The sequence below is a fragment of the Pseudomonas lyxosi genome (assembly GCF_047758685.1).
Taxonomy (GTDB): Bacteria; Pseudomonadota; Gammaproteobacteria; order Pseudomonadales; family Pseudomonadaceae; genus Aquipseudomonas; species Aquipseudomonas lyxosi.
On sequence record NZ_CP180481.1, the window covers coordinates 5,338,815 to 5,364,713 of the forward strand.

The following is a 25,899-nucleotide window of genomic DNA, read 5'->3' on the forward strand; positions in this document are numbered from 1 at the left end:
CAGATGCATCAGAGACTCAATTAAGCCACTCGATTTGAAAGCTATAGCGCCCCAGGAGCGGAGCCAGGATTTCCTGGTCAGTTCCGGCCCTGATGCAGGCGACATGCCCACGGCGATTGTCCTGCACGACCTCGACAGTAATATTCGAAAGCGCCAGGCGCTCCACTTCCTGCTGGACGACTTTGGCAATCTCCCGCTGTTGCAAAGCGGGCTTGAATATCTTGCCCACGGCCGTCAGTGGCAACGCTTCGAGGATTTCAATGCGCTTGGGAACGGCTGCCCGCTCGCTGATGTTGAGATGTGCGAATGCCTCAAGTTCTTCGGCGCTGCACACTTGCCCGGGGCGCAGTTGAACGTAGGCGACCGGTACCTCGCCCGAGTAGGCATCGGGGCTGCCGATTGCAGCGGCCAAGGCAACGGCGGGATGCGCCTGCAGAGCCTCCTCGATTTGCTTCGGATCGATGTTGTGACCGCCACGGATGATCAACTCCTTCTTGCGTCCGGTCAGCCAGAAGTAACCCTGCGCATCCTGACGACCCAAATCACCCGTGTTCAACCAGCGCTGACCGTCGATATCGATCCAGAGGCCATGGTTATGACGCTCCTCCAGATAGCCCTCGAAGAGGTTCGGGCCACTGATCGCAATGAGGCCGATCTCATCCACGTTGGCGTCGCGCAGGAACTCTCCAGAATCATTGAGCACCACCGCGCGCATATTCTGGTAGGCGATCCGTACCCCAATGGAGCCGATACGGCGCTCGCCATGGGGCGGATTGATTGAGGAGACGCAGGCGCCCTCGGTTAGACCGTAACCTTCAAGGATCTTTACCCCGGTCCGGCGCTCGAACTCTCGGAAAAGCTCAGCCGGCATGGGTGCGGCGCCACAGATTGCATAGCGAAGACTGGAGAGGTCGCGGCCCTGCCATTCATTTTGCAGAAGTGCAGCATAGACAGTGGGCACGCCGGAAAAGAGGTTGATACTGAAGTGCTCGACTATCTCCCAGAATCGTGGGATCACCCCCTCGCCACGATACCCATGAGGCGTCCCGAGGATCACGTGGTCGCCTTGAGTCCAAGGCATCAGTCCAGTCACCAGCTGGCCATTGACATGAAATAGCGGCAGGCCACAAAACATAACCTGGACACCACTGCGTGGCTGCATGTGAGCGGCGATGGCCCATGCGTTGAAGACTTCCGAGCCATGGGTACGCGCGGCGATCTTGGGGAGTCCGGTGGTGCCGCCCGTACAGATGTAGGAGGAGCACTCATCCCGGCGGATTTGCCGACCGCTCTTGAGGTGTGTGTGCGGCTGAGCATTCATCAGCGATTGCCAATCGTGGATCGCGATACCGCTGTGTAAGTCTCGCTCTTTCAGTGCCGCGGCTTGCAGCGCCTCACGCACAGGTTCGGCGACATAAGGTTCCATGCTGACCCAAACGACAGACCTGACCATGGGTAGCTGATCCAGCTGCGAAGCCAGTTTGGGCCACAGATCACTGCCCGTAGTCGGCGCAAGCGTTACCACCACGGATGCCTTAGCGGCATTCAGCAAGCCTGCCATCTGCTTGGCCTCAAGCAGAGGATTGATCGCCATGACGATCCCCGCCGCCTCCCCGCCCCATATCGTGAAATGGGTTTCCGGCAGATTGGGCAACATAAAGGCAATCACTTCGCCCGGTTTTATGCCCAGGTCATGGAAGGCATTTGCCGCGCGGGTGATATCCGCGAAGAGCTGGGAGTAGTTCCACTCGTAGGTGCGCTTGAAATCAGCGGCATCGGCGAAGAAACTCAGCGCTGGTGCCTGGGGGTTGCACTCGGTCGCCTGTCGCAGCGCTTCATAAGTGCTGCAAGCCAGGCCACGCTCCGACAAGGGGATTCGTTCGAGACTTTCGATGTCGTTCAGGGTCTGCACCACCATCAGGCTTCCCCCACGACTCGGTTGCGTTGCACACCGAGGTCGACCACTCCATCGGCGCTGCGAATGCGCGCCTCGACCACGTCACCGGCCTTGAGATACTGCGTCCGGCCCTCTTGCGCCTTGAGGAAAAGCTTCCACTTGGTGGCTTCGGGCAGCAGGGCTGCAATACGCATTTTCCCAGGCGATGGGATCGTTAGTGCGCAGCCGGCAGGTGTACCAGTGGCGATCAAGTCTCCAACGGCGAGATCTTGCAAGGCGGAGAGTTCGGTCAGGGTTTCAGCGGGACCGTAAACCAGGTTGGCCGTGCTGTCGTTCTGTCGCACCTGGTCGTTGACCGTCAGGCGCAGCTGCAGATCTTTCAGGTAATGAATGTTCGAAGCATCCAGAAGGCAGAGGTACGGGCCGACCGGGCCGAAAGTGCGGTAGCTCTTGCCCTTGTAGAACTGCATCTGGGGAATCTGAATGTCACGCGCCGAGTAGTCATTGACAATGACGACGCCTGCAATGAACTCATGCAGATTGGCGTCGGTGACAGCAACAGCGCCGGTGATCGAGCGCTTCATCACAAGGCCCAGTTCGATCTCGTAGTCAAGGAAGCGCACGTGGCGCGGTTTGATCAGGTCGCTGTCAGCCGCCACCAGGCAACTCGTCGCTTTGGTGAAGATCATGTTGAATTTCTTCGCATCCGGGTCCATGCCCGACTCGATCATGTGCTGCCGATAGTTGGCACCCTGGCAGACAAACTGCTGATTACGGGTCACCGGCGACAGCAGTTTTACTTCGCCCTCCGCAAGCTCCGTACCTTTCAGTTGAGCGAGGTCGTCGAGACTGTTCTGGCGAAGGAAGTCACCGGTGGTTTCAAACACACCGGGGATGACCGTGATACGGCCCTGGCGAAGCACACCCCAGTGGATACCGTTCTGATATTCAAAGCGGACTACGTGTACAGCAGACATTGAAGGTACTCCTGGAGCGGCGTTTGTCCCGCGTTCGGTGGCGTGGGAACTGTGGTGTTGTTCTGAAGGGGGGCTGGCAACGGTGTAGACCCACGCACTGCCAGCAATCAAAGCGCCGGCTTTAAGCACGTCCCGCCGGCCAAACCGGGTTGAGTTGTCCGACATGGCGGCAGCTCTACCCGAACATCCGCATGAGTGTTACCAACTTGCGAATGGTCAAGTCAGGGCTGCGTCGCAGGTTGCGGATCAGCAGACGCACATTGGTCAAGTTCATCTTGGGTTTTGTAAAACTCTTGGGCATGCGCTGACCCCACTGGGCCATTGCCTCGGGGCTTACCGGATGAATGCCCGTCGGCCGAGTGGCCGTGAAAATATCCCCGTCGCAGTAATGCTCGTGCTTATCGCCCCATCCGTCTTGCCAGTAATCGAAGATCTGACTGCCCAGAATGTGTCGGCCGATTCCCCATGAGTGTTCCCAACCGCGCTCGCGCAGGACGCGCTGCCCCATCCCCACCGCGTCTGCATCGACGACCTCATAGGCGCTATGGCTATAGGTCGCCATGAACCCTTGCGCAATCGCGAGCGTATGGTGATCCGCGGGAATGTCACCGAGATCAAGGCGCATGAAAGTGACGATAGGCGTGCCGTCGGGGAGTACCTGCACATCGCTGGGAATAAACCCGAAATGCTGCGTATACCAGGCACAGGTCGCTTGATAGTCGGCCACTTCAATGACGATGTGACCCAGTTTGAGTACTTCAGGGGGAGCAATCGGCGGGCGTTGCGTGGCGTTGACTCGCGGTTGCTCGTGCACCAGGTTCCAGTGCAGAGGGGCTCTATGTGCCAGCGTCTTGCCTGGAGCCTGGTCGCAAACGGCTTCCACAATGAAACCGGACGGATCAGTCAGTCTGACGCAATACCCTTTGCCAGGATGTGCGGACGTCTCTAGCGATGACGCACCTGGGATTCGAGTGAGTTTTTTCAGATCCTCTAGAGACTGCACTGCAAGTCCGAACCCGATAAAACGTGCCTGTTCGGCACGTTGGACACGGTAACAGTATGAAGTGGCGTCGGTGGCGCGTAGATAGAGCGTATCGGCGTCCTGCCGACTGACCGTCAGGCCGAAGTCGGTCAGGAAACGCGCCGCCTCATTCAAGTCCGGCCGTTGAAAGATCAGGTGAGTCAGAGCCTGGGCCTTCACCGTCGGCTGCGGATGCCGCGCGGGGTGTGGTGTCGCCAACCGGTGCAATTCGTTTTTGTTGTTCATTGTTCTTGTTTTCCGGGTTTTTAGGGCAAAGCTGTCCCGTACCCCTGAAAAACCAGGGGTGTTGTCTAGTTGAGTCAGTTAGGCGCTCAGTCGAGAGACGGAAGTGCCGGCAACTCTTTGGTCGCCAGCGCACGAGCCTCCTCTGGCGCCACACCCAATGCCCGCAGTACCAGCTCGGCGGTATCAGAGCCCGATTCGCGCCACGTTCTGTGACCTTCCAGTACCAGGAAAATCGAGCCGAGCACGCTGCTCGATATCAGCGTCAGTACCGAGAGCAATTGCTCCTGCGCAAACGTGTAGCGCCCAGTGGTAAGCCCGCTCAGAAGATCCTTCGTCGCCTGGCTGCTGAACATTTCGCGCAACGAAGAATTGCTCATGGCGAATTTATGGATGAACGCGCCCCACTGGGAGTCCTCGTGCGCTCGACGAATGAAGAATCGAATGCCATTGGCAAGGCGATGAGCCGGGTCCGAGAGGGAATCGAAGCTCTTGTTGACGCGCTCATGCATCTCCCTCGCGAGATGGCTGGCGACCGCCTCGAACAGGTTTTCCATGCTGTCGATGTTGCTATAGACCGTTCCGCGCGCCACGCCTGCCTCTTGTGCGAGGTCGAGAATGTTCACTTGCGAGGTGCCTCTCTCGGCAAACAGGCGAAAGGCGGCTTGATGGATGCGGCGCTGTGTTGGATTTAGGGATTCCACGGTTCTCTCTCCAGGATTACCTTATGGATCGATTGAACACTCGTGTTCATTTCGCGTCAACCATATTTTTAAGCAGTTCGGTTTTTTTGTCTGAAAACTGGCCTGAATCCTAATAATCTGGATGCAAGGATTGAGGTCGCCGGAGCAATCAAAGCCCTGAACATTGACATAATTGAACACGCGTGTTCAATTATGCTGGCCGACTTTTTATCAGCTGAAGGACAGAACATGACCGGCTCAAATCTCTTCAACCCGCTTCGATTGCCCAACGGCACGGTGATTCCAAACCGGATCGCCAAGGCTGCCATGGAGGAGAACCTTGCCAATGAGGATCACGCTCCAGGGGAAGCGTTGGTCAAGCTCTATCGGAGTTGGGCGGAGGGTGGTGCCGGTCTGATCATCACTGGCAACGTCATGGTTGACCGTCACGCCTTGACCGGACCCGCTGGCGTAGTGCTTGAGGACGATCGGAACCTGGGCAAATTCAAGCTATGGGCCGATGCTTGCCGCAGCCGCGGAGCCCAGGCCTGGATGCAAATCAATCATCCCGGACGGCAGTTGTTGGCTTCAATGGGGCAACCGGCAAGGGGCCCCTCCGCAGTGGCGGTCGATATCCCCGGCCTTTCAAAAGCTTTTGTGCCGCCCAGAGCTTTGGAGGAGCAGGAGATCGAAGAGCTGATCGGGCGCTATACCCAGGCGGCGGTGCTGGCCGAGCGTGCCGGATTCACCGGCGTGGAGATTCATGCCGCGCATGGCTACCTGTTCAGCCAATTCCTTTCGCCCCTGACCAATCGGCGTGACGACCGCTGGGGCGGCAGCCTCGAAAATCGTGCGCAAATCCTATTGAAAACCATCGACGCAATTCGCCAGCGAGTGGCACCGATCTTTTGCGTTGCTGTAAAGCTCAACTCCGCGGACTTTCAGCGCGGCGGGTTCGATGCCGCGGATGCGGCTCGCGTGGTGGAAATGCTTAACGCCAAGGCGGTCGATCTGGTCGAGTTGTCGGGCGGCAGCTACGAAAGCCCGGCCATGCAGGGGCAGACCCGCGATGGCAGCAGCCTGGCTCGAGAGGCCTACTTTCTCGAATTCGCGGAGAAAATAGGAGAAATAGCGCGCATGCCGCTGATGGTCACCGGCGGCGTGCGCAGAAAGGAGGTCGCGGAGCGAGTGGTGAGCGGCTCGGTGTCGATGGTGGGGCTTGCCACTGCACTGGCAATCGAGCCAGCCCTGCCGAGACAGTGGTTGGCAGGTCGGGACGCCAAAGTGGAGCCCATCGTCGTCCGCTGGAAAAACAAGACGCTGGCATCGCTGGCAGTGGCGTCGGTGATCAAGAAGCAGCTCGGCTTGCTGAGTCAGGGGAGACGGACAAAACCCGGGACGTCGCCACTCATCGCATTGATCGGCAATCAACTGAAGGCTCGTCGCCAGGCCAAGAACTATCGGCAATGAATTGACCGGGCTTAGCCGGCCGAGGATGACATCAGGACTAGGGTAGCGGCTTACCGGCGATTTTCTTGGCTTTGGCAGGTGTTACGCCCAGAGCCTTGAGAATCATCTCGGCGACTCGCTGGTCATGCTCCGCCACCACACGCCCTTCGACAACCGAGCGCATGGCTCCGGTTGTGCACGATACGACCATGTCCAGGGCGATCCCTTCGTCCTCGTAAGAGAAAGTCCCCGCGCGCAAACCGTCACGAAGATCGCCCAGCACATGGGCAGCCAAGCGCGAGCGCATGGCCTGATCGGAATGAATGATGCGCAGCAGTGCGTTGGCCCATTGATGGTCGTACGCGGCCCGGCATACGAACATGCGCACACCAATCGCCAGCCGCTGTGCACCGCAATGCACGTCCGAACTCAGGGCGGAAATAGCATCAGAGAACTCGCTCGCCATGGCGATGCCAACCGCCTCGAGTACTTCGTCGCGCGTTCGAAAATAGTTGTAGATTGTGCCGTTGGATACCGCCGCCTCCGAGGCGACATCGAGCAGTGCAATCTCCCCCACCTCCTTACGTGCGATAAGGCGCAATGCCGCGTCCACCAGGCCGCGACGGGTGCGCTCACGCTTCTTGTGGCCTCTCGTGAGAGGTTCTGGCGCATCAGCTTCTAAAGGAAGTGTGGGGGAATGCATGATCAAGCTCGTAATCTAATGGGCTCGTTGATGGTAATGGAAACGCTGTCCGGAGTGGCGCCTTCGCTAGCCAGCAGGTTCCTGCAGTCTCGAAGAAGGCTGCCGGCCTCTGAGCCAGGGGCGTGGTGCATGATGATACGGTCGGGGCGAACCGCGACGAGCGTTCCCTTGGCAGCCAGCGGCAGGATCTCATGGTTCATGTCTTCGATGAAGTCACAGCTGCCGCCGGAGCGTTGGCCACGTGCTCTGACCTCTAAAAAGTGGCCTCCCATTTTTTCCCAGGAAACGATCTGATCAGGGGTGAGCAGTGACAACGGGTCAACACCGAATCCAACCAGGGTCAGGCTATCTCCCAGAGCATCGTCGCTCAGTTTGATCTGCTTTTGCAGGTTGCGGGTCCAGGCCTGGGGAAACAGGCTGCCACGTACCAGTTTGTCGCCCCGACGATGCTGTACGAACAGGCCGTGTTTGAAGGTGTTCTTCGGCTTGATGTCCAACTGTTCGAAGTACCTCCTGGTAGCGGGAGTCAACGCCAGCGTGCGCATCAAGCCGTGGATAAAGAAAGCTGCGATCTTGTTTTTGGGCATCACCAGGCGACCCATGAGTTTCGCCAGATTGATCATCGCCTGGGCATGGGGGCGGCGCTCTACGTCATAGGTTTCGAGTATTGCAGGCGCGGCATGGCCGCGAATGACCCAGGCCAGTTTCCAGGCAAGGTTGGCGCCATCTCGAAGTCCCGCAACGAGGCCCTGTCCGACAAAAGGAGGGGTGATGTGCGCTGCGTCGCCGGCGAGAAAGACGCGCCCCTTGCTGAATCTGTTGCAGCAGCGCGCGTGAAATCGATACACCGCCTTGCGTTCGATTTCCAGCTCCTGCGGGTCGATCCATGGCGCGATCAGCCGGGCTATGCTTTCCGGGCTTTCCAGCTCTTCCCGGGACTCGCCGGGTTGCAGCATGAACTCCCAACGCTCCCTGCCGCCGGGTGCAGGCATGTGCGGCGTCGGGCGGCGCGGATTACAGAGAAACTCAACGTGATCAATCGCTGACTTATGCCGGTTCTTGACATCGACTATCAGCCAATCCTCCACATAGGTCTGCCCTTCGAATTCCTGGCCAATCAGACCTCTGACCCTGGAGCTAGCGCCATCCGCTCCGATCAGGTACTGGGCGCGAACGGAATGCAACTGCCCATTCTCATCCCGTACGGAAGCGAAGACGCAGTCTGACACCTCAACCAGGCTCTCCAGCTCGAAGCCACCCAGGCTGGTCACGGTTTTTAGCCGGGAAACCTGGCCGCGCATCGCGTGCTCGAGGTCGGGTTGATAGAACGTCACGAGTTTCGGATGGCCGTCGACGCACCCCTCGGTATTGGCTCGACCGAACTGCCCGAGTACCGGGGAGTGCATCCTCACTTCAGGGATAACGATCTTCTCAAAAGCGTCTTCCGACAAACCGGCTTGTTGCAGGATGCGCAGCGCCTCGTTGTCCAGTGCAATGGCACGCGGCATCAGTACGACGTCATGGACCTTGTCCAGTACCAGGGTCGTGACCCCATAACGGCCGAGCAGCGCAGCGATGGTCGCACCTACCGGGCCATAACCGATAACCAGCACGTCGACGGCGGCGGGAGGCAATTCGCAAACTTTCTTGTTGTTGTTCATCTCGAGCCCTTGTTGTGATTGAAGTCGTGAGACGCGAGGTCTCATCGTCAGGCAAGGTCAAGGTATTCAATATTGATGGATATTTCAATATTGATATTTTTGTCATTAATTTTTTGGGATCATGCTCAACCTGCGATGGGGCCAAGGGGCGAGCCGAAGTGCGCGGCGTGAACCGAGTTTGCGCGTGTGCCAGTTTCCGACCGGCGACGCTTGGCTTCTGCGCCGATCAGCGTTGTGATTGGACCAATGGTTCAAGACTGCTGAGGCTGGAGAGCCGTTGACTCAATGGCTGGTCGACAGGGAAGTCGGGCACACCCGTTTTCGGCATCGAACCCCCTGTGAAGCTTCCCGGCGCACAACCCTGTTTTAGTCTTTAGGAATCAACCGTGGCACGTCCGCAGCCCCATCCAGATCCAGTCTTGCTCTGCTTCTTCGAATTCGAGCTCGACGAGTCCAACGCCTGCTTGTTGCGTAATGGGGAAACCGTTGCAGTGGCACCAACGCCTTTCACGCTGTTATGCGTGCTGGCACGCCAGCCAGGGTCGCTGGTAACCAAGGATGCCTTGCTTGATGCCGTGTGGGGGCATCGGTTCGTCAGTGATTCGGTCCTGAAGACGGCCATCAGCGATCTGCGCAAGGTACTGGGCGACGACCCCAGGCAGCCCCGCTATATCGAGACCGTGTCGAGGCGCGGCTATCGCTTCATCGCCGCGCCCTCCTCCGCACTTTCGCTGCCGCCTGCATCCGCGACGGTTACAGCGACCGGCACACCTTCGTCACCGTCATTCATCGGTCGCACTGACGAGGTCGCGAGGCTGCAAAGGGCCTGGGAGCGGGCGAATGGCGGCCAGCGCGCAGTGGTCTGGCTCGCCGGAGAGCCGGGGATCGGCAAGACCACGTTGATCGAACATTTCCTCACTGGCCTTGGCGACATCGCCTGCGCACGCGGCCATTGCGTGGAGCACTTTGGCGCCGGCGAGCCGTATCTGCCGGTGCTGGAGGCGTTAGCCGATCTGTGCCGCAGCGACCCCACCCTGCCGGCGCTGATGCGCGCCGTGGCACCGGCGTGGCTGCTGCAACTCCCGTGGCTGAGTACCACGCAGGAGAAAGACGCGTTGCGGCGCGAGCTTGCCGGCGTCGGCCCGGATCGCATGCTGAGGGAAATGGGCGAATTGCTGGACCGCTACACGGAGCAGCGACCGCTGTTGCTGGTGACTGAAGACCTGCACTGGAGCGATCGGGCGACGGTCCAGCTCATCAACTATGTGGCGCGGCGACGTAGCCGCACGCGGCTGATGTGGCTGTCGAGCTTCCGCCTCGCCGAGGTGGTTGCGCTCGATCATCCCCTCAGCTCGTTGCGCCACGAACTGCGCCTGCAACGTCTGTGCGAGGAAGTGGTGCTCGATCCGTTCTCGGAAACCGAGGTCGCTGACTATGTGGCGCTGCGTTCGGCCTCGCTGGCATGCGATGAAACCTTCGTGCGTGCCCTGCACGAGCGCACTGACGGTGTGCCGCTGTTCGTATCGTCAGTCATCAGTGAAGTGATGGACCCAACGGACGACGATGCCACCATCGAGGCTCGGCTTGCAGATCTGGCGGTTCCCGAAAACCTCGCAGCCATCATTGATCACTACATCGCCAGGCTGGGTCCGGAGCAACGTACCCTCCTCTCGGCCGCAGCGGTGTGCGGGGTTGAATTTCGAATCGAGACGGTTTCGCTGGCCCTCGAGCGCGACCTCGCTTCGGTGGCCCACGCCTGTGAAGAGCTAATTCACGAGCAGGTTTGGCTTATACGGTCACGGACCACGGAAGGTGAAGAGACGGAGGAGCTACCCCACTCTTTCCGACATGCGCTTTTCCGCCAGGTGCTGTACGACCGCACGCCGCGCTCATTGCGCACCCAGCTCCATCGCCAGGTTGGCACTGCCCTCGAACGCGAGCGCGCAATCGGCGTACCGGTTGCGGCCTCAGAGCTGGCGATGCACTTCGATCGGGCTCGGCAGCCGATGATTGCGCTGCGTTACTACGCCGAGGCCGCAGAAGCTGCTCTGCTGCATTTCAGCCCGGACTTGAGCTACGGCCTCACTGAGCGCGCCTTGGTCCTGCTCATGCAGGCACCAGACGGGACGGAGCGCGATGTGCTCGAAATTACCTTGGCCACGCTGCAAGGAGTTTCGGCTTTCCACCGGTTCGGTGTCGGCAGCGAAGCCAAGAGCGCCTTCGAACGTGCATACAGGCTGTTGGCGGATGTACCCGAGCACCCCACGCGGGGTCGCCTGCTGCATGGATTCGGCTATCTGCTTGGTCTGCGCGGCGACTATGCGCTGGCGCTGGAAGTGGCGGAACGTGCCGAAGCCCTCTCCTGCGAAGCAAATGATCAAGAGCTCAGGCTGGCGGCATGCATCGTCCAGGGCGAGGTGCATCACCTCCAGGGACGCACGCAGACGACCCGCCGTTGGCTGGAGCGCGCCCTCGCGATCGCCGAACCGCTGGACATTGGGACGAACGAGATTTTTGCGGCTGATCCCCAGGTCATGCTGCACGGCATGCTGGCGATAGAACTCTTGCGTTCTGGTCTGGTTGAGCAAGCCCGAGTCCACCTGCAGCAGGCGCGGGTTCGCGCGCAGGCGTTGCGCCAGCCCATGACCTGGCTGGTCGCCGCCTGGCACGAGGTGTTGATCGAGGTGAGGATGGGGAACCACGTGCGTGTAGCAGCGCTGGCTGACGACATGCAGAAGTTAGTCGATGAATATTCGCTCGCACTGGGGCGTACGGCTTGCCGCTGGTGGCACGGTTGGGCCGACGCGCGCAGCGGCTCCCCGAGCGACGGCTACCGTCGCATCCGCGAAGCCTACGAAGAACACACCGGACTCGGCATGCGCTCCGGAGCCAGCGAGGTACTTGGCTACGCCGCTGAGGCGCTGCTGCTGGCAGGCGATTGCAACGCAGCGCAAGTCGAGCTACAGGAAGCATTACGGGTGGGAGAGGAATTGGGCGAGCGCGTCTACCTGCCGCAGTTATTGCTGCTGGAGGCAGCGATCGCGCGAGCGCAGGGTCGGCCCGACGCCGGCATCGCAGCGGAGCGGCGCGCGGTTGAAGAAGCTCGCGCCCAGGAAGCACCGTGGCTGGAGCTGCAAGCGCTGGTCGAACTGTGCGAGCACCCTGACGCTATGGCCGAGGACCACCAGGCATTGTCGACGCTGATTGACCAGTCACCCGAAACTGACGGAACCGAGCTGGCGAAACGTGCGCGCTCGCTGATTCACGCTGCCAAACCGACTTGAAGCGACGCGATTTCTCTGCTGTAAGAGTACTGTCCCGACCGAAGTCTGACCTTTCGCTTACGACTCGCCTCAGGGGGCGGCCTACGCTGTCGCCGAACTTTCTTGATCCCCTGGTCTGCGATGAGCCTGAACCCTGAATCCAAATACCCGAGCCGCCGCTCGTACGTAGTGAAGCTGCGTAGCGACGCCGCGCCGGGGGCCCTGGTGGGCCGCCTCGAAAACCTGGTCACCGGACGACAGCGCGAGTTTTCGTCCGCCGAAGAGCTGCTGGAGTCGATTGCCTCGGACCTCGCGTTGGCAGCCGGCGAGCACACGACCGATTCCGGCGACGAGTGACGCCTCCACCACGAACGAGCGCTCGATATGGCGACCGAACGGCGACCCTTCGCTGACGACTTCGCGCACACCGAGCCCTACGCTGATGCCACCTCGAATCTTCACGAGTCCAATCCGATGCCGCGACTTCAAACTTTCCGTCTGTTGACCCGCAACGGGCAGACGCCCCTGCAATATGCCGAACGCGTGGTCAGCATCGTCATGGGGGCAGCGCTCGCCGCGTCTGTTGCCCTGGTCTTGACAGGTTGCTCCACGGAGGTGCTCACGCCGTCGGTAGACCTGCCGAGCAACTTCTCCGCGAGCACGGCCTCCGAAATGGAACCCGAGGCGGCATGGTGGGAGGTTTACCACGACCCGGTGCTGACGGATCTGGTGCGCCGGGCAGCGCGCGAGAATCGCGACGTCAAGATTGCCGCCGAGCGCTTGCGTGCCGCGCGTGCCGGAGAAACGGTCAGCCAATCCTGGCTGTTCCCGAGTGTCGGCGCATCCGCCTCTGGCAGCGATCGCAGCAGCGGCTACAACTCAGCCACGAAACAGGGTTATCCGGATACCAAGACCACCAGTGTGGGTCTGGACGTGTCGTGGGAGCTCGACCTGAGCGGCCGTCTGCGAGCCGGCGCAGCGGCGGCTGACGCCGATGCGCTAGCCGCGGAGCACAGCATGCGCGGCGTGCGCCTGCTGGTGATGAGCGATGTCGTCAGCAACTACTTCACACTGGTCGGCGCTCAGCGCCAGGTCGCGACACTTCGCGCAATATCGGCGATGCAGGATGAAACGCTGCGTCTGGTCACCGCGCGTCAACAGGTGGGACTGGCATCCGCCTTCGACGTCGAACGCGCGCAGACCGACGCCTTGTCGGCGCGGGCGCAGATTCCGCCGCTGGAAACGCAGGTGGCTGTGTCGCGCCATCGTATCGCGGTGCTGATTGCCGACCAGTCCTTCAATACCGCGAACATCCAGACTTCGATCAGCGATGTGACAGTGGTGCCCGAAGCCAAGCCGGGCCAGCCCGCCGAACTGCTGCAACGCCGACCTGACGTGCTGGCGCTGATGGCGCAACTCGATGCAGCCAATGCGCGCCGCAAGCAGGCCGCGGCCGAGTGGTTCCCGCGGCTGTTCCTCGATGCCTCCTTCGGCCGCCAGGGCTTGAGCCTGAACGGCGCCGATCTCGGCGTTGCGCGCTTCACCAACGTGGCGGGTCTGCTGGCGATGCCGCTCTTCAACGCCGGGCGCACGCAAGCAATCAACGATGCTGCCGAAAGTGCTCAAAAAGAGGCGCTGCTGCGCGCCGAAGACGGCATCGTACGGGCGCTCGAGGATGTGGAGAACGCCCTCGTCACGCTGGCGCAGGAGCGGCGCCGCGCCGGGTCGCTGCAATTGGCCGCCGCGTCCTCCGAGGCTGCGCAGAACCGCGCCCAGTCGCTCTATAACCGCGGGCAGATTGACCTGTTGCCTCTGCTGGATTCGCAGCGGGCGCGCCTGGCGGCACGCCTGAACTCCAATGAAAGCAACACCCGCCTGCTGATCGATAGCGTGCAGCTTTATAAGGCACTGGGCGGGGGCTGGCAGGTGTTCGAACAACCTTCCAACCCAACCGCATCCGCCAAAGCCGACCGGCCACCACTTTCCTAAGAATCTGTCGTTTTCCAAAGAGGAACCGCCTTGAAAACCTCCCTTACTGCGGCCGGCGCCTTGGCCGTCGCCGTCATGCTTTGCGCGTGTAGCCCGGACCACCCGACCGTGCAGGCACCACGACCTGTACGCACCGTTAAAATCAACTACGACAATGCCCGCGACATCAGTCGCTACGTGGGCACCGTACAGTCGCGACATGAAGTCGACCAGGCCTTCCGCGTGGGTGGCAAGGTAGCCCAGCGCAAGGTCGATGTAGGCCAGTTTGTGCGTGAAGGCGACATCCTGGCTGTACTGGATGACAGCGACTACCGCCTCGCTGAGGAAGCGTCGCGACAACAGTGGACGGTTGCCGTCGAGCAGACGCGCCAGGCCGACTCGGACCGCCAGCGCCTGACCGCGCTGAAGGCTGACGGCTCGGTCAGTGCGGCCGACGCCGAACGCGCGCAGACCAATGCCCAAACCGCACATGCGACTGCCGAGGCCGAGGCTCGAAAGCTCGAGCTTGCGCGCAACCGGCTCAAGTACACCCTGCTGCGGGCTTCGCGTAGCGGTGTCGTCACGGCTATGCGCTTTGAGGCAGGCCAGGTCGTGGCGGAGGGCCAATCGGTTATCTCGATCGCGAATCCGGATGAATCGGAGATCGTCATCGACGTGCCCGAAGATCAGTTGTCCGTGTTCAAGGACGCGCGTTTCAAGGCGTCGCTGGCCAGTGCGCCGAACGAGACCTTCGATGCCACGCTGCGCGAGCTGTCGCCGCAGGCTGCAACGCAGACGCGCACCTATCGCGCGCGGCTCAAGCCGATGCAGGCGCTGCCGCTGGGCGCCACTGCCACGGTCATGGCCGAGCGCGAGATGACCAGTGTTTCGGTGGCGGCGGTACCCGCCACGGCACTGACGCAAATCGGTGGTCAGCCGGCGCTGTGGGTAGTCACGCCCGCGGGCAAGGATCCGGCAGGCATCGTCGAACTGGAGCGTGTGGCCGTTTGGGGCTACCGCAACGATGAGGTGCTCGTCTCCGGGCCGCAGGCTGGCGTATTGGTCGTCACCGCCGGCGTCCAGAAGATGACGTCCGGACTGAAAGTCGCCCTCCCCGACACGGCGATCGTTAACGCGAACACCACGCAGCAGGCCACCCGATGAACAACTTCAACCTCACCGACTGGGCGCTGCGTCATCGCGCCATTGTTCTGTTCATGCTCCTCATTGTCGCGGTGGCTGGCGCCTTCAGCTTCACCCGGCTCGGCCAGCTCGAGGATCCGAACTTTTCCGTGCCTTCCATGACCGCCATGGTCATCTGGCCGGGCGCCACTGCCCAGCAGTTGCAGGACCAGGTCCTCAACCGCATGGAGAAGAAATTCGAGCAGATCGACAACTTCGAGAAGGTGGTCACCTACGCACGGCAAGGCTATGCAGGCATGACGCTCACCGTGCGCGGCGGCACTTCCAAGGCTGACCAACGCGAAGCCTGGTATCAGGCGCGCAAGAAACTCAACGACCTGAGCCTCGAGATGCCTGACGGCGTGATCGGCCCGATCCTGAACGACGAGTACGGCGACGTGTATGGCCTGATGTACGCCATCAAGGGCGACGGCGTCGGTCACGCCGACCTGTCGCACGCGGCCGAGGACATCAAGCGCCAGATGTTGAAGGTGCCGATGGTCAAGAAGATCGATCTCATCGGCAAGCAGGCCGAGCGTGTCTACGTCGAGTTCTCGCACGAGCGCCTGGCCGCGCTGGGCATCACACCACTGGCCATTGCCGAAAGCCTCAAGAGCCAGAACACCATGGTGCCCGCAGGCCAGATCGACACCCGCGGCGACCGCGTCATGGTGCGCGTGAGCGGCCAGTTCGCCAGTGAAGCGGCTATCCGCAACGTGCCCATCGCCGCGGGCGGCAGGCAGATCAAGCTCGGCGACATTGCGACCGTTACACGTGGGTTTGAAGATCCGCCCACCTACACGGTCCGCCACAACGGCCAGCCCGTGCTGATGCTCGGCATCACAATGACCAGCGACGGCAACATCGTGGACCTTGGCAAGGCGATGGACACGGCAGTTGCCAAGATCCAGTCGGAACTTCCGCACGGCGTGGAGCTGGAGCTGGTGGCCGACCAGCCGACCACGGTGAAGGATGCAATCCTGGACTTCGGGCGTGCGCTGGCCGAGGCGCTGATCATCGTGATCGCGGTGAGCCTCGCCAGCCTGGGCTGGCGCGCCGGCCTCGTGGTCGCGGCCACGGTGCCGCTGGTGCTGGGCGGCGTGGCGCTGGTGATGCTGGCGATGGGCTGGAACCTCGAGCGCATCTCGCTCGGCTCACTGATTATCGCGTTGGGACTGCTGGTGGATGACGCCATCATCGCCATCGAAATGATGGTGGCGAAGATGGAAACCGGCATGGACCGCGTGAAGGCGGCCGCCTTTTCCTATCAGTCCACCGCCATGCCGCGCCTGACCGGCGCGCTGATCACCGTCGTAGGCTTCCTGCCGATCGGCCTCTCGAAGTCCACCACCGGCGAGTACGCGGGTGGCATTTTCTGGATCGTTGGCGCCGCGGTGCTGTTCTCGTGGATCTGTTCCGGCATCTTCACACCGTACCTGGCAGTCAAGATGCTGCCCAACGACTTGGGCACGCACCAGCACGCTGATCCGCACGACACCAAGTTCTACCGCAGCCTGCGCCGTCTGATCGACGCCGCCATCGAGCGCCGCTGGGTGGTCATCGGTGCGACGGTTGGCGCTCTGGTGCTTGCTCTGGCCTGTATCAAGCTGGTGCCGCAGCAATTCTTCCCCAACAGTTCGCGTCCTGAACTGGTCATTGATCTGCGCGTGAAGGAAGGTTCCTCGTTCGCCGCGACGACCGAGCAGGTCAAGCACATGGAGGAGATCCTGGCGAAAGACGAGGACGTGCGTTTCTATACCGCCTACACCGGCGCTGGCGCACCGCGCTTCTATCTCTCGCTCAACCCCGAGCTGCCCAATCCGGGTTTTGCCCAGTTCGTTGTGATGACCAAGGACCTGGATGCACGCGAGCGAGTACGTGCGCGGCTGGTGGCCTCGGCTGACCAACAATTCCCACAGGCGTGGGTACGTGTGACCCGGCTCGAGTTGGGGCCACCTGTCGGCTACCCGGTGCAGTTCCGCGTCGTAGGGCCTGATACCCAGAAGGTGCGCCAGATCGCCCGCGAGGTGGAGAAAGTGGTTGCGTCCAACCCGAAGGTGCGCGACCTCCAACTCGACTGGAACGACCCGGTGCGCACGCTGAAAGTCGAGCTTGATCAGGACAAGGCGAGCGCGCTCGGCCTCACGCCGGCCGATGTGTCGCTGGCGACCCAGACCGTGATGAACGGTGCAACCCTGTCGCAGCTGCGTGAACACGAGGAACTGATCGACATCGTCGCCCGTGCCGTGCCCGCTGAGCGCCTGAGCCTCGACACACTGAAGGACATCAACCTCTACACGCGCCAAGGCACGGTGGTGCCGCTATCGCAAGTCGCACAGGTGCGCTCTGAACTGGAGGAGCCAGTACTGTGGCGCCGCAATCGCGACATGGCGATCACGGTGCGTGCCGACGTGAATGATGGTGAGCAGGGTGTATCGGTGACGCAGGAAATCCAGCCGTTGCTCAAGGACATCGAAGCGAAGCTGCCGTCGGGTTACCGCATCGATGTGGGCGGAGCCGTTGAGGAAAGTGACAAGGCCAACAAGGCGCTGATCGCGGTGGCCCCGCTGATGATGATCACCATCCTGCTGTTGCTCATGCTGCAACTGCAGAACTTCTCCCGCATGTGGATGGTCGTGCTGACCGCACCGCTGGGCCTGATCGGTGTGGTGCCGGCGCTGCTGGTGTTCCAGTCGCCGCTGGGCTTCGTTGCGATCCTGGGCATCATCGCACTGGGTGGCATGATCATGCGGAACGCGGTGATCCTGATCGATCAAGTACAAATCGAGATCGCCGAAGGGCGCGATCCGTGGAACGCGGTGCTGGATGCCGCCATTCACCGGGCCCGTCCGGTGATGCTGACGGCGCTGGCCACCGTGCTTGCAATGATCCCGCTAACGCGCAGTGTGTTCTGGGGACCGATGGCAATTGCGATCATGGGCGGCCTTACCGTGGCGACGCTGCTGACGATTTTCTTCGTCCCGGCGTTGTACGCCGCATGGTTCAAGGTGGGTCGCCAGACAGCCGCTGACACCCAACAAGTACGGGGGGACGCCACGCTCGCCTCTAACTGATGAGTGCCGCGGCGTTGTTCCCCCGGTCCTCGCCGCTATTAGAACGGCTTGTTCAACGCCGTTTCTGACAACAACCGAGGTCACCCGCGAGGTCCTGCGAACGTTACTTTCTTTCGCTCCCTCGCGGTGGGCGCGCCCAGAATACTGAACTATTTCAATGCCCCCCGGCGTGGGGGGGCGTCAAGGGTATCGAACTCACTATTTTGGGGTGGTGCAGGAAGCGGTGTCATTTATCGCTTTGCCCTTCTGCGAACTGTCGTGCGTTGCCCCGCCTGTTTTAGTTCTCACCGTGCGATGTGTCTGAAGCACCAAGCGCCGGATTAATGTACTGGATTATCCCATAGGGGCTGGATTTGAGTGTTTTCAGAAGATCTCTACGTTTTGTCACCGATTGTTCCTCCCCCCGGCCTGGCCCCGGCGCTGGACGGTGTTTTCCCCTCAATCGAGGACACCGTCGGCCTGCACGATGCCGTTCAATTTGCCCGCGACATGGGCTTTGGTGGCGCGTTGTGCATCCATCCGAACCAGGTCGCAATCATCCATCAAGCGCTAAAACCCAGCCCTGAAGAATTGCACTGGGCGCACCGCATCATGAATGCCGCAAGCTCGGGAGAAGGTGTATTCGTAATGGATGGGCAAATGGTCGATGCGCCGGTCATTGGTCGTGCACAAGCCATTTTGGCGCGCGCGAACTAGCCCTGCGGCATCAATTTTTAATCCCCTGAGCAGCAGGACGGTGTCATGTGTCTAGTCCTGAAATAGGTTTACACCTTCTGATCTGTTTTTCAGGAGGACATGATTGTTCAGCGGCTGTCGCCCAATGTTGCCTGGGTCATCGTCGGGGCTCCGGACTACCTCAATCGTTTTACCCCCTGCTGGATTTGGGTATCGCTATACGGCTACTGGTCTTGACCTCGCGTAACGACAAACTGGACTGGATGGATGCAATTCCCACCTGACGCCTGAGTACCTGCTCGATAAAGTCGCTGTAGCTATCAAGATCCTCTGCCAGCACTTGCAGCACGTAATCGGCATCCCCGGTGATCTTGTGACAGGACAACACTTCGGGCAGTTGCGCAATCACCGCCTCGAAGGCGTCTGGAGCGTGATCGGCGTGGGTGGAAAAACGGATGTGCACGAAAGCCAGGATGTCCAGCCCCAGCATTCGTCGATCAAGGTTGGCCTGGTAGCCCTTTATCACGCCCGCCTCCTCCATTCTCTTACGCCGCCGCCAGCAAGGCGTAAGGCTTAACGACAGCCGCTCACTGAGCTCGGCGTTGGAAATACTCGCGTCCTCCTGCAGCAACGCGAGAATCGCCAGGTCGGTGTCGTCGAGACTGATGCGTTTGGATAATTTTTTCTGCATTACGCCACTTCTGAGTAAAAACTTCCGAATAATCTAGCAAACCACAAAAACAAAGCAAAGAAAGCGCCTCCCAGCCGGAACAGAATATTTGCACTGGCTCACATCAACGGATGCGCACAATGTTTACAGTTTTCAGTGATTCCCACCGTTTGCACCATGGCACCGAATTGAAAGACGGCGTGCTCAAGCCGTCCTTCGAACAGCCCAGTCGGGCCGATACCGTCCATCATCGGGTCAAACAGGTAGGGCTTGGCCAGGTCATCGAACCGCGAGTATTTGACAGGGCGTGCTATGTCAACGCACACAGCGAGCGCTATGTAGCCTTTCTGGAATCAGCCTGGTCTGAATGGAGTGCAACCGGACGCACCCACGATGCCTTGCCGCTGGTATGGCCAGTGCGTGATCTGGCCAACGAGCAAGTGCCGACTTTCATCGACGGCAAGCTGGGTTACTACGCCATGGATGCCGGGTCCCCGATTACCGCCACCACATGGCAAGCGGTAAAAACCAGTGCCGATATCGCGCTGACCGGACTGGCGCTGATCGATGAAGGCCACGACAGTGCCTTTGCCCTATGCCGTCCGCCGGGCCATCACGCCGCGCGTGAATACATGGGCGGCTATTGCTATCTGAACAACGCAGCCATTGCCGCACAGCAGGCCATTACCCAAGGCGCCAAACGCGTCGCGGTACTGGATGTCGACTTTCATCATGGCAACGGAACCCAGAACATTTTCTACGGACGCAGCGACGTCATGTTTGTCTCGCTGCACGGCGAACCGACGGTGTCCTATCCGTACTACTCAGGCTACAGCCACGAAGTCGGCGCGGGTCACGGCGAAGGTTACAACCTGAACTATCCGCTGCCGAAGAACACCACATGGGAAAGCTACCGCAACGCCTTGCTCCACGCCTGCAAGAAACTCCAGCAATTTGCCCCCGAAGTGCTGGTTATTTCACTGGGCGTCGACACGTTCAAGGACGACCCCATCAGCCACTTCTTGCTGGAAAGCGAAGACTTCATCGGCATCGGCGAGCTGATAGCGGGCGTGGGCTGCCCCACCCTGTTTGTGATGGAAGGCGGCTACATGGTCGATGAAATCGGGATCAATGCGGTCAACGTGCTGCATGGCTACGAGAGCAAACGCGCCTGAGTCATCCCCCTGAATCGCAGCGCTTCAACTAATGAATCGGAGAATAAAAACATGACTCTTTTTATAGACGTCGATCATGCCGCACGCCTGTTCGCCAAGGTGGGAATCCGCCGGGCTATCCGCGAAATGGCGGCGTACATCGAAGCTGACTATTCACGCTGGGCGCAGTTTGATAAGTCGCCCCGCACCGCCAATCATTCGGCCGACGGTGTGATCGAGTTGATGCCGACCGACGATGGCCAACAGTACTCGTTCAAATACGTGAATGGCCACCCGGACAACGGTCAAAGGAATTTGCTGACGGTCATGGCCTTCGGTGTCCTGGCCGATGTCCACAGTGGCTATCCAACCTTGCTCAGTGAACTGACGCTGACCACCGCCGTGCGCACTGCCGCGACCTCTGCCTTGGTTGCGAAGTCCCTGGCGCGGCCCGGTGCAAGCATCATGGCAATCATCGGCAATGGTGCTCAGAGCGAATTTCAGGCCCTCGCCTTCCACGAAATGCTGTCCATCAAGGAAATACGCATTTTCGATATCGATCGCGACGCTTCACTCAAGTTGAAGCACAACCTGTCCGCATTCCCGGATATCGAAGTGATTCTGGCCAACTCGGTACAGGAAGCGGTCAAGGGCGCGCACATCGTCACCACAGTCACCGCAGACAAAGCCTATGCGACGATTCTGACGCCCGAGATGATTGAGCCGGGCATGCATATCAATGCCGTCGGCGGTGACTGCCCGGGGAAAACCGAACTGCACGCCGAGATCCTGCGCAATGCTCGAGTCATTGTTGAGTTCGAGCCTCAAACCCGAATTGAAGGCGATATTCAACAACTGGAGCCCGACTTTCCGGTCGTAGAGTTTTTCCGGATTGTTCAGGGCGAGGCACTGGGCCGCGAGAACGACGCACAGGTCACCGTTTTCGATTCGGTGGGTTTTGCCCTGGAAGACTTTTCGTCACTGCGCTACGTGCACGACCTAGCGCGAGAGCATGCCATCGGTGAGCGCATCCATCTGGTGCCGACGCCTGCCAACATAAAAAATCTCTACCAACTGCTTGGGCAGCAACCAGCAGTTCTCTCGCGCCTGCGCACAGTCAGCTGATAGCCATAGGTGATACCCCTGAACAAGGTGCCAACGGACCACGCACCTTGTTCGTTGAGGAGAAACTCCGAGGCCTGCAAACCTCCACCGTCAGTAGCCGTTGCATCTCTAACAAGAACGCTAGACACCCACTTTCTGCCAAAACTCAAAAACATAAAATCAAGAGGTTTTGTAATGAAATCGACTCCGTCCGAGCGGGTTGAACAGCCCGCGCTGCAGCGCACGCTCAGCAATCGTCACATTCAATTAATGGCCATGGGAGGCGCCATCGGTACAGGCCTGTTCATGGGTTCCGGGAAGATCATTGCCCTCTCAGGCACGTCGATCATCCTCATTTATATGATCATCGGGATGTTCGTCTACTTCGTCATGCGCGCCATGGGCGAACTGTTGCTGTCCAACTTGAACTTCAAAACCTTCGCGGATTTTGCCGGCGCCTACCTCGGCCCGCGAGCGGCATTTTTCCTCGGCTGGTCGTACTGGCTGAGCTGGAGCGTCGCGGTGGTTGGCGACGCCGTGGTGGTAGGCGGATTCTTTCAGTACTGGTTCCCCCATGTACCCGCCTGGATCCCGGCCATCGGTATGCTGATGACGCTGTTCGCCCTAAACGTGCTGACCGTCAGGCTTTTCGGTGAAGTGGAGTTCTGGTTCGCGATCATCAAGATCATTGCCGTCGTCACTCTGATTGGCGTCAGCATGGTGATGATTGCCAGCTCCTTTGTATCACCTAGTGGCGTTACTGCATCCCTGAACCACCTGCTGGATAAACAGGCAGCCTTCCCCAATGGCCTGTTTGGTTTCTTTGCCGGATTCCAGATGGCAATCTTCTCCTTTGCCGGCACTGAGCTGATCGGTACTGCAGCCGCCGAAACCCGTTCCCCCGAGAAGACCCTGCCTAAAGCCATCAACTCGATTCCGCTGAGAATCATCCTGTTTTATGTGTTGGCACTGGCCTGCATTATTGCAGTGACTTCCTGGCAGCAGGTTTCGCCCAACAAGAGCCCCTTCGTCGAACTGTTTCTGGTTGCAGGATTTCCCGCAGCAGCAGGTATCGTCAACTTTGTGGTGCTGACGTCTGCCGCCTCATCGGCTAACAGTGGCGTATTTTCATCCAGTCGCATGCTGTTTGGACTGGCCAGTCACGACAATGCGCCTGGGATTTTCCGGCGTTTGTCGGGTAATAGCGTGCCTCTGCTGAGCCTGGCGTTTACCACACTGTTGATGCTGGTGGGTGTACTGCTGCTGTTCATCGTTCCTGAAGTCATGACAGCGTTCACCATCGTCTCTACCGTGTCGGCAATCCTGGTGATTTTCACTTGGTCGACCATCCTCGCGTCGTACATTGCCTATCGCAAAAGCCGACCCGACCTGCATGCGCAATCGACCTACAAGATGCCTGGCGGCGTGCCGATGGCCTGGTTCTCCCTGGCGTTCCTGGGGTTTGTTCTTTGTCTGCTGGCATTGAGACCTGACACTCGTATTGCCTTGCTGGTCATGCCAGGGTGGTTCATTTGGTTGGCAATTGCTTATCAGCTGACCCATTCCAGGAAGCTGAAATCCGCTGCTGGTTCGGCAAATCAGTACAGCTGATATTCACCTGCCGCCTCCAGGTGCCAATGCAGTGAAACGCGTTTGAGCAACGTGGCGTTTGTGGGGCGGCTGCAGGTTGAAGAGCGGCAAGCGGCAGGGCTCTTCACGCCGGACGTGTTCAATGTCGATTGCAGCCCTTCGCTTCAGGCGGCACTTATGTCTGCCACCCAAGGGACTATCGGTTATTCAATCGACCAGAAGTGAGGATCTCCTCAAGGAAATCGATGAACACATTGATGCGACTGGAACCCCGGTGATTGGGCAAATACAGCGCATTGATACAACTGCTCGCACTGCCGGGATTGACTTCGTAATGCTCCAACAAACGTGTCAGCCGGCCTTCGGCGACATCGTCGCGCACCAGCCAGTCGGCCAGAAGGGTCACCCCGCCGCCAGCGATTGCCGCTTCGCGCAAGATGTCGGCGTTGTTACTTTGCAGGCGGCCGTGCACGTTTAGCTGGATAGTTTGCTCGTCGCCCTGGAACGTCCAGTGATGATGCGAACCACCGTAATCGAAGCGCAGGCATTGGTGCTCGAGCAGATCACGGGGATGACACGGCACTGCATGACGGCTCAGGTAATCCGGGCTGGCCACCACCCAGCGCTGGAAGACCCCTACCCGTTTACTGACGATGTCCTCACTGACCACCGACGATCCGAGACGCACGGACACATCGATCTGCTCGCTCAACAGGTCACTGACCTGATCGCTCAACGACACGCTTATTTCCAGTCCAGGATGGCGCTCGAGCAATCGGCCCAGATGCGGCGCGATGATCCGCCGACCAAACTCGACGGGGACGCTGATCCGCAGGCGTCCTTGCGCCTCGCTGCCACGGTCGGCAACCACGGCATCGGCTTCGTCGATGGCGTCAAGAATGGCCACAGCCTTTTCGAAATAGGTTTGCCCGGCGACGGTCACGCTGGTGTTGCGTGTCGTGCGATTGAGCAGACTGGCGCCCAGTTCGTTTTCCAGTCCCGCCACCTGGCGAGTGACCGAAGACGTCGAGATCCCGAGTTTGCGTGCCGCCGAGGAATAACCGCCGCAACGCACGGTTTCAACAAACATCTTCAGTGCCAGCAACTTGTCCATAAGCGGAGCCCGGTCGAAAAGGAACGGTGATGATTGTGCATCACCGTTCGCCAGCCGTCTTGTACGACCGTGCTTCACCGGACTCCCCTGCGCCCGGCGCTCAGGCATTGGCCTTGCGACCCAGGAACATCGTCAGGGCCAGAGCCGGGAGCAATGCCACCGACACAGCAGACAGGCTCCAGCCAAAGTGTTCGTAGAGCGGGCTCGCCACCAGCGATCCCAAGGCACCGCCAACGAAGATGCTGGTCATGTACACGGCGTTGAGTCGTGCCCGGCTGTGCGGGTCGATGGCGTACACCTCGCGCTGGCCCAGCACCATGTTCAGTTGCACGGCGAAATCCAGCAACACCGCGCACACCACCAACCACAGGTAGCTGCTGCCGGGCAGTGCAGCGATCAACAATGAAACCGGTGCCAGTAGCAGTGCGACCAGTGTCCCGGGACGGCTGTGACCGGCATCGGCCAAGCGCCCGGCAATCGGCGCAGCGACTGCACCTACCGCTCCGACCAGAGCAAAAATCGCGACCTGCGCCTGGCTGAAACCGTGGTGACGCATCAGCTCAATGGGCGCGAGGGTCCAGAACAGGCTGAAGCTTGCGAACAACAACCCCTGATACAACGAACGTTGACGCAGCACCGGGTGGCGACGAGCAAGGGCAAACACTGAGCCGATCAACGCAACGTAAGTCGCCTGATGAGTCGGCACACGGCGCGGCAGCACAACCGCGGTGATCAGGGCGATGACCGCCATCAGTGCCGCCGCGCTGTAAAACACTCCGCGCCAGCCGAACACGTCCACCAGCAGGCTGGACAGCGGACGCGACAACAGAATGCCCAGCAGCAGCCCGCTCATGATATTTCCCACCACGCGGCCACGCGTTGCTTCAGGCGTCAGGTGCGCCGCCAGCGGCACCAGAATCTGCACCGCGACTGAAGTAAGGCCGATCAGCAATGAAAAAACGAGGAACATCGACGGCGAATGCGTCAGCCCGGCACACAACAGCGTAACGCTCGCCGCGAGGGTGAAGCCCACGACCAGACGCCGGTTTTCCATCAGGTCGGCTAGCGGCACCAGCAACAGCAGGCCCAACGCATAACCAAACTGTGTGAGTGAAACGATCAGGCTGGCATTAGCGCTGGACAGGCCGATCTGCGGCGCGATCAATTCGACAATCGGCTGGGCGTAATAGAGGTTGGCCACGACCGCACCACAGCAAAACGCCAGGAACGCGACCATCAGGCCGGAGAGTGAAGCAGGCTGTTCGGCCTTGGCCGCCGCTGCGGGGTTACCCGTAAGCATCATGACACCTCGTTGAGTTCGAGAAAGTGGTGGCAAGGCTAAGGGCACGGGTCGACGCAGAGAATCCATCCCCCGGGCAATGGAGTGATGCGCCATCCGCAACGACCCCGGCGTTGCTGTTGGCGCAATGCGCTATTGCACGACTTGGCAATACTCCGGCGTTTGCGCCTT

At 60.1% G+C, this 25,899-nt stretch carries 19 protein-coding genes and 1 pseudogene; 11 read left to right on the plus strand and 9 right to left on the minus strand.

All coding sequences use genetic code 11. The features are described 5' to 3' along the window. Positions 1-16: 16 nt before the first annotated feature. The 4 genes from ACMXYI_RS24525 to ACMXYI_RS24540 form a co-directional block, all read right to left on the minus strand. Positions 17-1,918, minus strand: a complete 1,902-nt coding sequence (locus tag ACMXYI_RS24525) for an acyl-CoA synthetase (protein WP_415769454.1) — start codon at positions 1,916-1,918, stop codon at positions 17-19. Next, entirely contained in the window at positions 1,918-2,874 is a 957-nt protein-coding gene (locus ACMXYI_RS24530; RefSeq protein WP_415769455.1) for a fumarylacetoacetate hydrolase family protein, read from the minus strand. The genes ACMXYI_RS24525 and ACMXYI_RS24530 overlap by 1 nt, the downstream gene beginning before the upstream one ends. Before the next feature lie 175 nt (positions 2,875-3,049). Beyond that, positions 3,050-4,141, minus strand: coding sequence for a VOC family protein (locus ACMXYI_RS24535; RefSeq protein ID WP_415769456.1), 1,092 nt, complete (start codon positions 4,139-4,141; stop codon positions 3,050-3,052). 86 nt (positions 4,142-4,227) lie between these two features. Then, complete coding sequence (locus ACMXYI_RS24540) at positions 4,228-4,842, minus strand: TetR/AcrR family transcriptional regulator (protein WP_415769457.1); 615 nt, start codon at positions 4,840-4,842, stop codon at positions 4,228-4,230. A 228-nt stretch (positions 4,843-5,070) separates the two neighbouring features. Here ACMXYI_RS24540 and ACMXYI_RS24545 point away from each other — a divergent pair, with 228 nt between their 5' ends. After that, complete coding sequence (locus ACMXYI_RS24545) at positions 5,071-6,291, plus strand: NADH:flavin oxidoreductase/NADH oxidase family protein (RefSeq protein ID WP_415773971.1); 1,221 nt, start codon at positions 5,071-5,073, stop codon at positions 6,289-6,291. 37 nt (positions 6,292-6,328) lie between these two features. Here ACMXYI_RS24545 and ACMXYI_RS24550 read toward each other — a convergent pair whose 3' ends face one another. Then, positions 6,329-6,973 (minus strand): TetR/AcrR family transcriptional regulator, encoded by a 645-nt coding sequence (locus ACMXYI_RS24550; protein ID WP_415769458.1) that lies wholly within the window; start codon positions 6,971-6,973, stop codon positions 6,329-6,331. A gap of 2 nt (positions 6,974-6,975) precedes the next feature. Next, complete coding sequence (locus ACMXYI_RS24555) at positions 6,976-8,634, minus strand: bifunctional 3-(3-hydroxy-phenyl)propionate/3-hydroxycinnamic acid hydroxylase (protein WP_415769459.1); 1,659 nt, start codon at positions 8,632-8,634, stop codon at positions 6,976-6,978. A 14-nt stretch (positions 8,635-8,648) separates the two neighbouring features. Here ACMXYI_RS24555 and ACMXYI_RS24560 point away from each other — a divergent pair, with 14 nt between their 5' ends. The 7 genes and pseudogenes from ACMXYI_RS24560 to ACMXYI_RS24590 form a co-directional block, all read left to right on the plus strand. Then, positions 8,649-8,915, plus strand: coding sequence for a hypothetical protein (locus ACMXYI_RS24560; protein ID WP_415769460.1), 267 nt, complete (start codon positions 8,649-8,651; stop codon positions 8,913-8,915). A gap of 105 nt (positions 8,916-9,020) precedes the next feature. Continuing rightward, positions 9,021-11,918 (plus strand): ATP-binding protein, encoded by a 2,898-nt coding sequence (locus ACMXYI_RS24565; RefSeq protein ID WP_415769461.1) that lies wholly within the window; start codon positions 9,021-9,023, stop codon positions 11,916-11,918. Positions 11,919-12,038: 120 nt separating this feature from the next. Beyond that, the gene (locus ACMXYI_RS24570; protein WP_415769462.1) at positions 12,039-12,254 is read left to right on the plus strand and encodes a hypothetical protein; all 216 of its coding nucleotides are present in this window, start codon (positions 12,039-12,041) and stop codon (positions 12,252-12,254) included. A 117-nt stretch (positions 12,255-12,371) separates the two neighbouring features. After that, complete coding sequence (locus tag ACMXYI_RS24575; protein ID WP_415773972.1) at positions 12,372-13,886, plus strand: TolC family protein; 1,515 nt, start codon at positions 12,372-12,374, stop codon at positions 13,884-13,886. 30 nt (positions 13,887-13,916) lie between these two features. Further along, the gene (locus ACMXYI_RS24580; protein ID WP_415769463.1) at positions 13,917-15,029 is read left to right on the plus strand and encodes an efflux RND transporter periplasmic adaptor subunit; all 1,113 of its coding nucleotides are present in this window, start codon (positions 13,917-13,919) and stop codon (positions 15,027-15,029) included. Further along, a complete protein-coding gene (locus ACMXYI_RS24585; RefSeq protein ID WP_415769464.1) occupies positions 15,026-18,121 on the plus strand; it encodes an efflux RND transporter permease subunit in 3,096 nt (1,031 codons plus the stop codon). The genes ACMXYI_RS24580 and ACMXYI_RS24585 overlap by 4 nt, the downstream gene beginning before the upstream one ends. Positions 18,122-18,526: 405 nt before the next feature. Further along, positions 18,527-18,817 (plus strand): annotated as a pseudogene (locus tag ACMXYI_RS24590) (HpcH/HpaI aldolase/citrate lyase family protein); the annotation flags it as partial. A gap of 169 nt (positions 18,818-18,986) precedes the next feature. Here the strand turns inward: ACMXYI_RS24590 and ACMXYI_RS24595 are convergent. After that, positions 18,987-19,487 (minus strand): Lrp/AsnC family transcriptional regulator, encoded by a 501-nt coding sequence (locus tag ACMXYI_RS24595; RefSeq protein WP_415769465.1) that lies wholly within the window; start codon positions 19,485-19,487, stop codon positions 18,987-18,989. A gap of 119 nt (positions 19,488-19,606) precedes the next feature. On the opposite strand from ACMXYI_RS24595, the gene ACMXYI_RS24600 reads away from it, so the two are divergent. The 3 genes from ACMXYI_RS24600 to ACMXYI_RS24610 all read left to right on the plus strand — a co-directional run bounded on the left by ACMXYI_RS24600 (position 19,607) and on the right by ACMXYI_RS24610 (position 23,335). Continuing rightward, positions 19,607-20,641 (plus strand): histone deacetylase family protein, encoded by a 1,035-nt coding sequence (locus ACMXYI_RS24600; protein ID WP_415769466.1) that lies wholly within the window; start codon positions 19,607-19,609, stop codon positions 20,639-20,641. Positions 20,642-20,692: 51 nt separating this feature from the next. Further along, positions 20,693-21,745 carry an ornithine cyclodeaminase gene (locus tag ACMXYI_RS24605; protein ID WP_415769467.1) on the plus strand — a complete coding sequence of 351 codons (1,053 nt, stop codon included), beginning with the start codon at positions 20,693-20,695 and terminating at the stop codon, positions 21,743-21,745. Between the two features lie 174 nt (positions 21,746-21,919). Further along, positions 21,920-23,335: an amino acid permease gene (locus tag ACMXYI_RS24610; protein ID WP_415773973.1), complete on the plus strand. Its 1,416-nt coding sequence runs from the start codon at positions 21,920-21,922 to the stop codon at positions 23,333-23,335. Between the two features lie 175 nt (positions 23,336-23,510). Here ACMXYI_RS24610 and ACMXYI_RS24615 read toward each other — a convergent pair whose 3' ends face one another. Together ACMXYI_RS24615 and ACMXYI_RS24620 are read right to left on the minus strand one after the other, a co-directional pair. After that, positions 23,511-24,428 carry a LysR family transcriptional regulator gene (locus ACMXYI_RS24615; RefSeq protein WP_415769468.1) on the minus strand — a complete coding sequence of 306 codons (918 nt, stop codon included), beginning with the start codon at positions 24,426-24,428 and terminating at the stop codon, positions 23,511-23,513. A 100-nt stretch (positions 24,429-24,528) separates the two neighbouring features. Next, the gene (locus ACMXYI_RS24620; protein WP_415773974.1) at positions 24,529-25,728 is read right to left on the minus strand and encodes an MFS transporter; all 1,200 of its coding nucleotides are present in this window, start codon (positions 25,726-25,728) and stop codon (positions 24,529-24,531) included. Positions 25,729-25,899 lie beyond the last annotated feature (171 nt).